This window comes from Bacillus sp. C1 (assembly GCF_054570475.1).
This window is the reverse complement of the sequence record NZ_JBTMZT010000007.1, coordinates 35,397-49,736: the sequence shown is the minus strand read 5'-3', so window position 1 is coordinate 49,736 and position 14,340 is coordinate 35,397. Positions and strand designations below refer to the sequence as shown.

Genomic DNA, 14,340 nt, shown 5'->3' with positions numbered 1-14,340 from the left:
CATGAAAGATTGGCAGAAAAGTGTTGTCTATCAAATTTATCCGAAAAGCTTTAATAGCTATTACAATACAGAGACGGGCGATATAAAAGGTGTCACAGAGAAGTTAGATTATTTACAGGAGCTTGGTGTTGATTATATTTGGCTAACGCCAATTTATCGTTCACCGCAAAATGATAATGGCTATGATGTGAGCGACTATTATTCTATAGACCCGTCTTATGGAACGATGGAGGAATTTGAAGAACTTTTACTAGAAGCGAAAAAACGTGACATTGATATTATGCTTGATATTGTTGTTAATCATAGTTCAACGGAGCATGGTTGGTTCAAAAAGGCGCGCGAAGATAAAAATAGTCCGTACCGTGATTTCTATATATGGCGTGATGAAAAGAATAATTGGCAATCTAAATTTGGTGGTTCTGCTTGGGAATATGACGAAAAGACAAGGCAATATTATTTACATTTATTTGATAAAACACAAGCTGATTTAAACTGGGAAAATGAACAGCTTCGAAAAGAAGTATATGAAATGATGCATTTTTGGCTGGATAAAGGTGTTAGAGGATTTAGGCTTGACGTTATTAACTTAATCTCAAAAGAACAGCACTTTGTAGATGATGAAGGAACATCAGCTACAAGTGATGGGCGTAAATATTATACAGATGGACCTCGTGTTCATGAATATTTACAAGAAATGAATCACGAAGTATTTGAAGGGCATGATGTAATTACTGTTGGAGAAATGTCATCGACGACAATTGAGAATTGTATTAAATATTCAAATCCAGATCGCAATGAGTTAAGTATGACATTTAGCTTTCATCATTTAAAAGTAGATTACCCAAATGGTGATAAATGGACAAAAGCTGATTTTGACTTTATACAGCTGAAAGAAATTATGTCGAAGTGGCAAAGTGAGATGCAAGAGGGCGGAGGATGGAACGCATTATTTTGGTGTAACCATGATCAACCGCGCATCGTATCTCGTTTTGGGAACGATAAAACATATAGAAATGAATCAGCAAAAATGTTAGCTACTGCGCTGCATATGTTACAAGGCACACCTTATATTTATCAAGGTGAAGAAATCGGAATGACGAATCCAGGATTTGATAATATCAATTTGTATCGTGATGTAGAATCTTTAAATATTTATAAAATGAAACGAGAAGAAGGCATGTTAGATGAAGACATTATTGAAATCTTACAGCAAAAATCTCGTGATAATTCTCGTACACCGATGCAGTGGAATGAAGAGGAACATGCTGGATTTACAACAAATACGCCTTGGATTTCCGTTGCGGGTAATTATAAAGAGGTGAATGTAGAAAAGGCACTGAAAGATAAACAATCTATTTTTTATCACTATAAAAGGCTCGTTAAACTTAGAAAGAAATACGATATCATTACAAATGGGAAATATGAAATGATAGATGCAAGTCATCCGAATGTATGGGTATATACACGGAAGCTAGAAGATGAAGTACTACTTGTGGTCAATAATTTTTATGAAGAGACAATTATATATTCTGTGCAAGAAGAAATGATAGATAATGAAATGAAGCAAGAAATATTACTATCGAATTATGAGGATTCAAGTAATGATATTAGAAACCTTACACTGAGACCGTATGAATCTATAGTGTACCGGTTTATTAATTAATTGAAATAAGAGGTTGTATGTGTATAACGTACAGCCTCTTATTTATTTTGTGTTATGTTTCAAACGGATTACTGTTCATATGCTGGAGTGTTAACTTAGTTACATTTTTATAGAAGTATTTTTCACTTGTATGGCGAATTATATATGGATACATAAATAAGGGGAGAGATACAAATGGAAATAGCTGTAGAACGAGTTTTTACGAATGAAATTTTGGAGGAAGCTAGAAAGCGATTTAACGTTACGGTGGAAGAAACGCCACTTGGTGATTTTGAAAACTATATTTTTCGTGCAGAAGATGAAAAGAGAGTACCGTATGTACTAAGGTTAACGCATTCTTCTCATCGATCTGAAAAACAAGTAGAAGCAGAATTAGATTTTTTACAGTATTTGAAAGAGCAAGGAGCTAAAATTGCCGGACCTTATTATTCAAAATCTAGAAAACTCGTAGAAGGAATAGAAGCGATAGATGGGACCTTCTTTTATGCTTCTCTTTTTTCATATGCACAAGGAGAAAGTGTAAAGGGGGGGGCATCTACTCATTGGAAAGAGAGTTTATTTGAAGCGTGGGGAAAAGCGATTGGTCAGCTCCATCGTCTGACAATGAAGTATCCTGAAACAGAATATCGTGATACGTGGGAAAAAGATGAGAAAGCGATTGTTGACGAATTAGAAGAGAAACGAGTGAAAGAAATTGCATATGTATTGATTGATAAGATCAAAGCGTTACCGATAGAAAGAGAAAGTTTTGGACTTATACATGGCGATATTCATCAAGGGAATTTCCATTACGATGGGAAAGATTTAACCATTTTTGATTTTGATGATACGACTTATAACTACTTTATTCATGATTTGGCAATGGTGATTTATTATTCTGTATTGATGACGGACTGGACAGAAGAAGAGAAAACGCAGTTTGCTCGTGAGCAATTTAAGATTGTTAAAAAAGGATATGAATCTGAACACCAGTTGGCAGAAATGTGGTATGAATCACTACCACTATTTTTACGCCTTCGCGATATTGGTTTATATGGTACGATTCAGAAGAAATTTAAGGGAAAAGAAATGCCAGATCAGTTCGGAAAACTAGCAGATGAAATTTATGTAAGGATTATCAAGCAGGAACCAATTGTGAATATATAATACACATGTAATGAAACAAAGTATATAACATGAATATATATAAATCCAAATTAAAAAACGAACATCAAACCATTCTTTTCAGATGGATGAGAGCATCAGGCCATGGATAGAAGCGGTCAGTGCCTTTTTTAGCCCCATTCCATGTGAAAACAGAAGGAGAAAACGAGTGAAGGTCTCTGTCTGTTCTTCATAACCATAATGTATCTGTTATAAAATCAAATTGGATTTATATATATTTTGTTTTTTTATACAAAAATATGTTTATTTTATCAAAATAATATTGTCATAGACTATAGATGCATCTATAATTTTATGTATATTCTGAATATTCTTTATAAAGAGAGGGGGAAATGGACTTGGAAGCTTTCGTTACTTGGTTGAATAGCATAGTATGGAGTCCAGCACTTGTTTATTTATGTTTAGGCGTAGGTTTATATTTTTCAATACGAACGAGGTTTTTACAAGTTAGGCATGCTGGTGAGATGGTGAGACTTACATTTAAAGGAGAAAAATCGGAAGCCGGTGTTTCTTCTTTCCAAGCGCTAGCGCTTTCTTTATCAGGACGCGTTGGAACAGGGAATATCGCTGGTGTAGCAACAGCAATCGCTTTTGGTGGTCCGGGAGCGGTCTTTTGGATGTGGGCTGTAGCATTTTTAGGAGCAGGTTCTGCTTATGTGGAATCAACACTTGCTCAAATATATAAGACGAAGCATCAAGGACAATTCCGTGGTGGTCCAGCTTATTACATTGAAAAAGGTTTAGGCGTTAAGTGGTATGCACTTATGTTTGTTGCTGCTACCATTCTTGCGACTGGTATGTTATTACCAGGTGTTCAAGCGAATAGTATTGCAGTAAGTTTGGAAACAGCTTTTGGTATTCATACATCTGTCTCAGGAGCAGTATTAGTTGTTGTATTAGCACTTATTATTTTTGGTGGGGTTAAGCGTATTGTTAACGTAGCGCAGGTTGTTGTGCCATTTATGGCAGTTGGATATATACTTGTTGCTTGCGTAATTGTATTTATGAATATTGAAAAATTACCTGAAGCATTTATGTTAATTATAAAAAGTGCATTTGCATTAGAAGCTGCGTTTGGAGGAATTATTGGTTTAGCGATTTCATGGGGAGTAAAGCGTGGTATTTATTCGAATGAAGCTGGTCAAGGAACTGGCCCACATGCTGCTGCGGCTGCTGAAGTATCTCATCCAGCAAAGCAAGGCCTTGTACAAGCATTTTCCGTTTACATTGATACATTATTTGTTTGTTCAGCAACGGCGTTTATGATGATTATTACGGGGATGTATAACGTATTTGATGCAAGCGGAAAAAACTTCATTGTAAATAAATTAAATGGTGCCGAACCGGGACCTGGGTATACACAAGCTGCGGTAGAATCTGTATTCCCTGGATTTGGAAGCGGTTTCGTGGCAATTTCTCTATTATTCTTTGCATTTACAACAATTATGGCGTATTACTACATTGCAGAAACGAATATCGCTTATTTAAATCGTGATAAAGATCGTCCATGGATGTCACTTGTTTTAAGAATTGTTTTTTTAGGTGTTGTATTCTACGGCTGTGTGAAAACAGCAGCAACTGCTTGGGCTCTTGGCGATATTGGTGTAGGGATTATGGCTTGGGTCAATATCATTGCAATTTTACTTTTACAAAAACCGGCACTGTTAGCGCTGAAAGACTATGAAAAACAGAAAAAAGAAGGAAAAGATCCTGTATTCGATCCTCGGGAACTAGGGATTAAAAATGCTGATTTTTGGGAGCACGAATATGGAAAAGATAAGAAAGAAGAAGTATCGTAAACGGCATTTGTATGACTTGTAAATAATGTAAAAAAGGCAAAGGGAATTTTCTCTTTGCCTTTTTTATGTCCAAAATATTGTAGTCAGTTATTTTTTTATGAAGCTTTGAATATACAAAGAACGTACAGGCTTTTTATGGAGAGGGGGGAGTACGATGATTATTTTCAAAAATGTAAATAAATATTACGGTAATTTTCAAGTCTTAAAAAATATTAATCTTCAAGTGCAAAAAGGAGAGGTAGTTGTAATTGTTGGTCCATCAGGATCGGGAAAAAGTACGCTCTTACGTTGTATAAATCAATTGGAAACAATAACAGATGGTGAATTATTCGTTCAAAATGTGGAAGTGCATAATCCAAAAACAGATATAAATGAGTTGCGCCGAAATATTGGAATGGTTTTTCAACATTTCTATTTATATCCACATAAAACGGTGCTTCAAAATATTACGTTAGCACCGATGAAAGTGAGCAATATTTCAAAAGAAGAAGCTGAAAAAATAGCGATGTTTTATTTAGAAAAGGTTGGAATTCCAGAGAAGGCTAAAGTGTATCCGCATCAACTATCAGGAGGACAACAACAAAGGGTAGCGATTGCAAGGGGATTAGCGATGAAGCCGGAAATTATGTTGTTTGATGAACCAACTTCTGCGCTAGATCCAGAAATGATTGGTGAAGTATTAGATGTAATGAAAGCGTTAGCTAAAGAGGGAATGACAATGGTTGTTGTGACTCATGAGATGGGATTTGCACGTGAGGTAGCAGATCGAATTTTATTTATGGATGAAGGTCAGATTATCGAGGATACAGTGCCAATCGAATTTTTTGCTAATCCACAGCAAGAAAGAGCACGATTGTTTTTAAGTCGCGTTTTAAATCATTAAAGGAGGAGTTTCATGAGTAAAATCAAAAAATGGTTCACTCTGCTTGTTTTTGCTTGTTTGTTTACGCTTATTGTCGCAGGATGCGGAAATAAAAAAGAAGAGGCAAAAGAAACAAATACAAAACAAGGCGGAGTTGTTGAGCAGATTAAGAAACGGGGAAAATTAGTGGTCGGTGTAAAGAACGACACGAATTTATTTGGATTGAAAGACCCTGGGACAGGGAAAGTAGAAGGATTTGATATTGATATAGCAAAGGCGCTTGCGAAAAAAATACTTGGAGATGAGAACAAATTAGAATTAAAAGAAGTAACTTCTAAAACGCGCATTCCAATGCTGAAAAATGGGGATATTGATGCAATTATCGCAACGATGACAATTACGGAAGAACGGAGAAAAGAGGTTGATTTTTCAGAAGTATATTTTAAAGCTGGTCAATCTTTACTCGTCAAAAAAGGGAGTAAGATTAAAGGTATTGATGATGTGAAAAAAGATGTAAAAGTATTAGCAGTAAAAGGTTCAACGTCTACAAATAATATTCGTCAAAAATCACCGGAAGCAACTGTATTGGAATTTGAAAATTATAGCGAGGCATTTACGGCGTTAAAAGCAGGTAAAGGTGATGTTTTAACGACAGACAATGCAATTTTATATGGAATGGCAAAACAAGATGCAGATTATGAAGTAGTTGGGAAAATCTTTACGGATGAGCCATATGGGATTGCAGTTCAAAAAGGTGCGGATGACTTAACGAAAGAGATTAATAGTCTATTAAAAGATATGAAGGCAAGTGGAGAATACGATAAATTGTACGAAAAATGGATTGGGGAAAAGCCTGAGAAATAAATAATAAGAGCGAGAGGATGAGGGAAGCTCATCCTCTTCTTGTAAAGAAAGAGGGGGGAGTATTTGCCTGATTTTTCTATTTTGATAAATAATATTGATATGTATGTAGAAGGATTTAAATATACGGTAATGTCTAGTGTAATTGCGTTAATTGGAAGTTTTATTGTAGGAGTTATTATGGCAGTGATGCGGATTGCACCTATTCGTATTTTGAACTGGATTGGATCGATTTACGTAGAATTTGTTCGAAACATCCCGATTGTGTTAATTGCGTTTATATTATATTTTGGATTTCCAGTAATAGGAATTACTTTGAATGGTTTTGTAGCAGGGACAGTTACTCTTACGATATATACGGCTGCGTTTATTGCAGAAGCGATTCGAGCTGGCATTCTGTCGGTTGCGAAAGGACAGATGGAGGCAGCAAGGTCCTCAGGGTTAACATACGTACAAGCGATGTATTATATCGTTTTACCTCAAGCAGTTAAAATTGTTATTCCGCCGCTTGGAAATCAATTTCTCAATTTGGTGAAAAACTCTTCTATACTGGGGATTATTGCAGGAGCAGATTTAATGTATCAAGGAGATTTAATTTCAACGAAAACATTTGTTACTTTTGATGTGTATATATTCGTAGGGATATTTTATTTGATTTTAACAATCCCGCTCAGTGTGCTGGTGCGTTATTTTGAGAAACGCTTGGCGAAGGGGGCGGTGTAAATGGACTTTCGAGGTGCTTATACAGGAGAACATATATTATTTTTGTTAAAAGGACTAGTTATAACATTAGAAATCGCGGTTATTGCTATTTTACTTAGTTTTATAATTGGCAGTGTCATTGGGATACTTCGGTATGCAAAAATTCCAGTTGTATCTCAATTACTTGCTGTTATTGTTGAAACGATTCGTAATTTACCCCTTCTTTTAATTATTTTCTTCACGTATTTTGCATTACCGGAGATCGGACTAAAATTAGAAATTAAAACAGCGGCGATTGTCGCATTAACAATCTTTGAAGCAGCGATGATATCAGAAATTGTACGAAGCGGTTTGTTATCGATTGAAAAAGGACAAATTGAGGCCGCTCGGGCATCTGGTTTATCGTATACAAAAACACTGTGGTATATTATTTTACCGCAAGCATTAAGACGTATGGTACCACCGCTTGTTAGTCAATTTATTTCATTACTCAAGGATACATCATTAGCAGTTGTTATTTCGTTACCAGAGCTTATGCATAATGCACAAATTATTAATGGGCAAAATGTAAATTATATGATTCCTACATTTATACTAGTAGCGTGTATGTATTTCGTTGTGAATTATAGTTTATCAATTGTATCTAGAAGATTAGAAAGTCGTTAACTCTTACATGAGAATATATAAATGCAAATTGAAAAACTGACACACCCCTTACTTTTTAGTTGGAAGAGAGCATCCGGCCGAGTGTAGTAGCGATCAGTTCCCTTTTTAGCCTCATGCCATGTAAAAAACAAAAAGAAGAAATAAGTGGGGATTTCCTTTTGTTTTCATAACCGCAATTTAGTTGTTGGAAAATCAAAATGTATTTATATACTATGTAAGAGTTTTTTTGTATCTAGTTTAGAGGTCGAAAAAACAACTTGATAATTGAAATTTTTATCATTTTATCAGAAAAGTTTTAATTTTATATAGAAATTGTAATCGCTTTCGTGTATATTTTTATTATCAGAAAATTTTAAAAGAGATAGAGGGTATGGATTAGGGGAGGAATACTATGCAGCAAGCAACGAATGAGAAATTACATCGTACGATGAAGAGTAGACATTTATTTATGATTGCACTTGGAGGTGTAATCGGAACAGGTTTTTTTCTTGGATCAGGATATACAATTAACCAAGCCGGCCCAGGGGGAGCAATTCTTTCATATTTAGTCGGCGGATTTATTATGTATTTAACAATGCTTTGTCTTGGTGAGCTCACGGTAGCAATGCCGGTGTCTGGTTCTTTCCAAAAATATGCGACGAAGTTTATCGGTCCAGGAACAGGGTTTATGATTGGATGGCTGTACTGGCTTGGATGGGCAGTTACAGTTGGATTAGAGCTTACATCAATTGGTTTAATGATGAAAAGATGGTTTCCGAATGTAGATGTTTGGGTATGGTGTCTTGTATTTGGATTTATTTTATATATGTCAAATGCTATCTCAGCAAAGAGTTATGCGGAATTAGAATTTTGGTTCTCAAGTATTAAAGTTATTACAATTATTGCATTTGTTGTTCTTGGTGGTAGTGCGTTATTCGGTTTATTACCATATGATGGGAAAGAAGCGGCGCCACTTTTTTCTAATTTTGTGAGCGATGGTGGATTGTTCCCGAATGGACTCGCAGCGGTACTTCTTACGATGATTACCGTTAATTTTTCGTTCCAAGGTACCGAGTTAATCGGGATTGCAGCAGGAGAGAGTCAAGAACCAGAAAAAACAATCCCACGTGCGATTCGTAATACGGTATGGCGCATTATGTTGTTCTTTATTTTAACGATGACGATTTTAGTAGGTTTAATTTCATGGAAAGATGCAGGGGTTATTGAAAGTCCATTCGTTGTTGTCTTTGATAAAATAGGTATTCCATACGCAGCAGATATTATGAACTTCGTTATTATCACAGCTTTATTATCTGTAGCGAATTCAGGATTATATGCAGCAACTCGTATACTATGGTCACTTGCAAATGAAGGAATGGCACCAACTTCTTTCAAAACGGTAAATAAGCGCGGTATTCCGATTACAGCATTAGTAGTTACAATTGCAGTAGCGGCGTTATCTTTACTAACAAGCTTTTTAGCAGAGGATACAGTATATATGTACCTATTATCTATAGCTGGTTTATCTGCAGTATCAAGCTGGATTATCATTGCATTGTCACAACTTCGTTTTAGAAGCCAGTACATAAAAGGTGGCGGAAAATTAGAAGACTTAAAATATAAAACACCGCTATATCCATTTGTTCCAATTTTAGCGTTAATCACAAATAGCGTTGTTGTAATTAGTTTAGCGTTCATTCCAGAACAGCGCATGGCGTTATATTGCGGCATTCCATTTATCATTTTCTGTTACGTGTATTATTATATAACTAAGAAGCGGAAGCAAATTACGAAAGTGGAGATGGGAACAACGTATGAAACTAACAATTAAGCATGAGGATATTACGGCAGAACTTTCCCATGGACAGTTGCAAATTGGGAAAGAAAGTGGACATACACCATTAGAATTACTAGTTTCTTCTATTGCAGGATGTAGTGCGATTGTCTTTCGAACAATTTTAGAAAAAAAGCGCATTACATATGACACGTTTACAATTGAAACGGAAATAGGGAGAAGTGAAGCTTTATCAAAACCGGTGGAAAGTGTTCATTTGCGTTATAAAGTAAAGGCAGAAGGAATCTCGCAAGTACAATTAGAAAAAGCGTTAGAGTTTGCGGTGAAGAATTGTACAATTGTGCAATCTGTGAAGGATAGTATAAAAATTACGGAAACAGTTGAGTTAGTTAGTGAGTAATCTTAGGAAAAAACGAGAGCGAGATCATATAAATCTTGCTCTCGTTTTTTGTAATATACTGAAAAAAGGCGATAATTATGAAGGTGAATCAAGAATGTTTAGGGTGTAAATTAGCAAGGAATGAAGAACTTGATGTAAATACCTAAAAAGCGATTATGGATGCTTCTAAGTTGATTTCAAAAGCCATCAAGTTATTGTATAAACCAGATGGAATTACAATTTGTCAAAACGGTGGGATCTTCAATGAATTAACACATTATCATATGCATGTTGTACCGAGATATAAAGAGCGATCATTTGCAAAATTTTATATGGAACAATCGATGGATAGTGAAGGTGGAAATTATAATTTTGAAGAGACGAAGAAATTATTACAAGAAGCAATAGAACAAATCATAGAGATAGAAAAAGCTTAAGAAGAATTGTCTTAAGCTTTTTCACGTGTGAATTGGCAACGAAATCGTAAAGCAAGAACCATAGTTTAATGTACTAGTAACAGTGACGGTCCCGCCATGAAGTTCGACGATTTCTTTTACAATTGCAAGTCCTAATCCTGTTCCACCAGTTGTGCGTGATCTTGCTTTATCAACGCGATAAAATCGTTCGAATATATGCGGAATATCTTCTTTTGGAATGCCTTCACCGGTATCTTGAATGGAAATTTTAACATGTGTTGGATTTTGTATGACGGTGATTTTAATTTTTGTATTTTCCGCTGAATGTGCATAGGCATTATTTAAAATATTGATAATAACTTGTTCAAATCGTTGTTCATCAAGAGTTATAGAAAGGGAAGAAGGACATGTTAAAGAAACATGAATCTGTTTTACTTCATACATAATGTTCACTTTCGTAATAATACGAGAAAGAAAGTGATACAAATGTACTTCCGTTGTCACGATGGAAAAGTTATGTTGTTCCATTTGCGCGAGTAAAAATAAGTCTTGTACTAAATTTGTAATGGAATCAGCTTCATCTTTTATAATCGATAAATATCTTTGACGCTGCTCAGGAGATGTATGATCTTTCAGTGCAATATCTGCATATCCCCTCACATAGGTTAGAGGGGTTCTGAGTTCATGAGCAACACTTGCGAGAAATTCACTGCGTTCTTTTTTCATATAATGCAAATCATTTGCAAGCGTTTGGATGGAGCTAGAAAGTTCGCCGATTTCATCATTTCGAGAAGTAGCTAAAGAAACAGATAAATCACCACGGCTCATTTTTTCAGTAGCGTGCTTCATTCGAAGAAGTGGTTTTGTTAATAATCTTGATAGTAGAAAAATCGTAATAACGGTTAGTATAAAAGTAACTGCACCAGCAATAATAAATTGCTTAGTTAACCCGTCAATCATATGCTCAATCGAATCAGTGCCGAGAAACATGTACACATAGCCTTCTGTCTTTCCTTTTATTACAATTGGACTAACTGTGCATATATAATTAGATGTTTTCCAGTGGTTTTCTATAATGGTTCCGTTATGACTTGTATTTGTTACCATTTCTCTAATATGTTTTTTTATGGTGGAATCTATATTATTAGATTTCGCTAATATTTTTTTATCTGTATTTGTAATGACAACCGTTGTTTCAGTTTCTGATTCCATTAAAGCGACATGAGAGATTGTTTTAGCATCAAAATATTTCTCAAGAACATCTCGATGGCTATTTCCACGCTTTAATAGCGCAGTCATTTCTTCATTCACCCTTGTGTTAACAAGGCTGAAATACAGCAATATAAATAGGATGCTTTCAATTAAAAATGTAACAATTAAAAAATAAAATCCGAGTTGAACAGAGATTCTTTTCATCGCGCAGCTCCTTGATTTTCAGTATCCATCCAGCGATAGCCAACTCCGTACACAGTTTTTAAATGTTCATCAATTGGAAAATCTGCTTTTCGCAATTTGTCACGTAAATTACGAATATGAGAATCGACTGTCCGGTCTTCTGTATTTGTATTTAGTCCCCAAATGCGTTCAATGAGTTGATCGCGGCTGAGCACATGATTCTTATGGCGTAAAAATAATCCAAGTAAAGAAAATTCAATAGGTGTAAGCAAAATTTCTTGATCATAAACAGAAGAAAAATGTTTTGTTTCATTCCATAGAATTCCCTTATATTGTATGCGTTCATGCTGATTCGCTCGCCGCAAGACGGCTTCAATTCGTGCCAATAGCTCAGATTCATGGAACGGCTTCGTTATGTAATCATCCGCGCCAATTTTTAAACCTTGAACAACGTCTATCGTCTGATCTCGTGCAGTTACCATAATGATAGGAATGTTGCTAAATGAACGGACTTTTTTACAAGTTTCCCACCCATCCATTTTTGGCATCATAATATCGAGAAGAACGAATCTGAAATTTTGTTTTTCTATATAGGAAATGGCTTCTTGCCCTGAAGTTACACAGACACAATTATATCCTTTTGGAGAAAGGTAAAGGGTTAACAGTTCTAACATTCTTGGTTCATCATCAACAAGTAGTATATCAACCATAGAGGTTCCCCCATATTTGTTATTTGTTATGTAAAGTGTAATGCAAAATCATGAAGAAATGGTGCAGATTATGATGCGAATGCATAATTTCTTCAGAATTGGTTGTTATTGTATACTTTAAGTAAAGGAAAGGTTTCATAACCTGTGTATAATTTATTGATGGTGATCCCACGCTAAGCCCATATTCATGGCTTATTATTCGAGAATCCAGAGCATATTTCGCTTGAAACATACGGAATATTAGATGAAAAGTTAGAGATTGTCCAAGCGAATGGTGAAGGGTACGGTGGACATGAAGTAAAGAAAGACGCTGCATAAGTGAGGTGCCCCCCGATTGTTAGACACAGTCTAACAATCGGGGGGCACTTTTTTATGGCAGAAAATCTGACACTCGTTATATAATAGCACTCGTGCAGTCGGAATGATTTTCTTAGGGAGAAAATCAAAAGAAAGCAAAGTAGAGGAGTGTTATCTTGTTACAAACTATAAAAACTGAATGGTTTTCTAACGTGAAGGGAGATGTGTTATCAGGTATTGTCGTTGCATTAGCATTAATTCCTGAAGCAATTGCCTTTTCTGTCATTGCAGGGGTAGATCCAATGGTAGGATTGTATGCGGCTTTTGGTATTGCGGTGACAATTTCATTTGTTGGCGGAAGACCGGGAATGATTTCTGCAGCAACAGGTGCGATGGCACTGTTAATGGTGACAATTGTAAAAGATTATGGATTACAGTATTTGTTTGCTACAACTATTTTAACAGGTGTCGTTCAAATTATCTTTGGCGTATTAAAGCTAAGCTCATTTATGAAATTTGTTCCGCGTTCTGTTATGAGCGGCTTTGTGAATTCGTTAGGGATTTTAGTGTTTACAGCACAATTGCCACATTTTCAAGGGGCAAGCTGGCACATGTATGCATTAGTAGGATTAGGACTTGCAATTATTTATCTATTTCCACGTATTACAACAGCAGTACCTTCTACACTTATTGCGATTATTGTCGTGACAAGTATTGCAATACTTGGCGGGTTACAATTACGTACAGTTGGTGATATGGGAAGTTTACCAACAGAGTTACCGTTTTTTAGTATTCCAGATGTGCCATTTACGCTAGAAACAGTAGCGATTATTTTACCGTATTCGATTATGTTAGCTGTTATCGGCTTATTAGAATCACTCCTAACAGCATCTCTTTTAGATGATATGACAGATACACCAAGTAATAAGCATAAAGAAGCACGTGGACAAGGACTTGCCAATATTGTTGCTGGTTTCTTTGGTGGAATGGCAGGGTGTGCGATGATTGGACAATCTATCATTAATATAAAATCAGGTGGTCGTGGGCGCTTATCTACATTTGTAGCAGGTGGATTTCTCATTGTATTGCTCTTCGTCCTTGGTGACTATGTGATCCATATTCCAATGGCAGCATTAGTTGCAGTTATGATTATGGTGTCGATTGGTACGTTCGATTGGAACTCTGTATTCACTCTGCATAAAGTTCCAAAAGGTGATGCATTTGTTATGGTTGTAACAGTCGCAATTGTTCTTGTGACGCATAATTTAGCTCTTGGTGTTATGATTGGTACAGTAATAAGCGCAGTTTTATTTGCATGTAACATGGCAAAGATTCACGTGAAACATTTTTATGTTGGTGAGAAAAAGGTATATACAATTTATGGACAACTCTTTTTTGCATCTACGACAGAATTCATAAATGCATTTCAGTTTAAAGAAGATGTAAAAGAAGTAGAAATTGATTTTATACATGCCCATGTATGGGATGATTCAGCGGTCGCAGCAGTGGATAAAGTCGTGCTGAAGTATGAGAAAAATGGTGTGAAAGTAAAAATAACCGGATTAAATGAGCGGAGTTCAGAGCTTGTTACAAAATTAGCGAAACAAGCTGTTCGTTAAATAGGAAGAACCTTTTCGGAGGACCGAAAGGGT

The 14,340-nt window shown here is 35.7% G+C and carries 12 protein-coding genes and 1 pseudogene; 11 read left to right on the top strand and 2 right to left on the bottom strand.

The genetic code is table 11. The annotated features are described in order from the left end of the window. Position 1 precedes the first annotated feature (1 nt). The 10 genes and pseudogenes from treC to ACX5JI_RS18310 all read left to right on the top strand — a co-directional run. Positions 2-1,663 carry an alpha,alpha-phosphotrehalase gene (gene treC / locus ACX5JI_RS18355; RefSeq protein ID WP_459502479.1) on the top strand — a complete coding sequence of 554 codons (1,662 nt, stop codon included), beginning with the start codon at positions 2-4 and terminating at the stop codon, positions 1,661-1,663. A gap of 174 nt (positions 1,664-1,837) precedes the next feature. Next, a complete protein-coding gene (locus ACX5JI_RS18350) occupies positions 1,838-2,809 on the top strand; it encodes a phosphotransferase enzyme family protein (protein WP_459502478.1) in 972 nt (323 codons plus the stop codon). A 356-nt stretch (positions 2,810-3,165) separates the two neighbouring features. Continuing rightward, entirely contained in the window at positions 3,166-4,626 is a 1,461-nt protein-coding gene (locus ACX5JI_RS18345; RefSeq protein WP_459502477.1) for an alanine/glycine:cation symporter family protein, read from the top strand. 154 nt (positions 4,627-4,780) lie between these two features. Next, on the top strand, positions 4,781-5,509 hold the full coding sequence (locus ACX5JI_RS18340; protein WP_459502476.1) for an amino acid ABC transporter ATP-binding protein: 729 nt from the start codon (positions 4,781-4,783) through the stop codon (positions 5,507-5,509). Between the two features lie 12 nt (positions 5,510-5,521). Next, on the top strand, positions 5,522-6,352 hold the full coding sequence (locus ACX5JI_RS18335; RefSeq protein ID WP_459502475.1) for a glutamate ABC transporter substrate-binding protein: 831 nt from the start codon (positions 5,522-5,524) through the stop codon (positions 6,350-6,352). Positions 6,353-6,415: 63 nt separating this feature from the next. After that, on the top strand, positions 6,416-7,072 hold the full coding sequence (locus tag ACX5JI_RS18330) for an amino acid ABC transporter permease (RefSeq protein ID WP_459502473.1): 657 nt from the start codon (positions 6,416-6,418) through the stop codon (positions 7,070-7,072). Further along, on the top strand, positions 7,073-7,717 hold the full coding sequence (locus ACX5JI_RS18325; protein WP_459502472.1) for an amino acid ABC transporter permease: 645 nt from the start codon (positions 7,073-7,075) through the stop codon (positions 7,715-7,717). A 391-nt stretch (positions 7,718-8,108) separates the two neighbouring features. Further along, positions 8,109-9,527 (top strand): amino acid permease, encoded by a 1,419-nt coding sequence (locus tag ACX5JI_RS18320; protein WP_459502471.1) that lies wholly within the window; start codon positions 8,109-8,111, stop codon positions 9,525-9,527. Then, positions 9,511-9,891 carry an OsmC family protein gene (locus ACX5JI_RS18315; RefSeq protein WP_459502470.1) on the top strand — a complete coding sequence of 127 codons (381 nt, stop codon included), beginning with the start codon at positions 9,511-9,513 and terminating at the stop codon, positions 9,889-9,891. The genes ACX5JI_RS18320 and ACX5JI_RS18315 overlap by 17 nt, the downstream gene beginning before the upstream one ends. A gap of 146 nt (positions 9,892-10,037) precedes the next feature. After that, a pseudogene (locus tag ACX5JI_RS18310) lies at positions 10,038-10,307 on the top strand (HIT family protein); the annotation flags it as partial. 21 nt (positions 10,308-10,328) lie between these two features. On the opposite strand, the gene ACX5JI_RS18305 reads toward ACX5JI_RS18310, so the two are convergent. Beyond that, positions 10,329-11,702 carry a sensor histidine kinase gene (locus ACX5JI_RS18305; RefSeq protein WP_459502469.1) on the bottom strand — a complete coding sequence of 458 codons (1,374 nt, stop codon included), beginning with the start codon at positions 11,700-11,702 and terminating at the stop codon, positions 10,329-10,331. Further along, positions 11,699-12,391, bottom strand: a complete 693-nt coding sequence (locus ACX5JI_RS18300; protein ID WP_459502468.1) for a response regulator transcription factor — start codon at positions 12,389-12,391, stop codon at positions 11,699-11,701. Before ACX5JI_RS18300 ends, ACX5JI_RS18305 begins: the two co-directional genes overlap by 4 nt. A 473-nt stretch (positions 12,392-12,864) precedes the next feature. On the opposite strand from ACX5JI_RS18300, the gene ACX5JI_RS18295 reads away from it, so the two are divergent. After that, on the top strand, positions 12,865-14,307 hold the full coding sequence (locus ACX5JI_RS18295; protein ID WP_459502467.1) for a SulP family inorganic anion transporter: 1,443 nt from the start codon (positions 12,865-12,867) through the stop codon (positions 14,305-14,307). Positions 14,308-14,340: the final 33 nt, after the last annotated feature.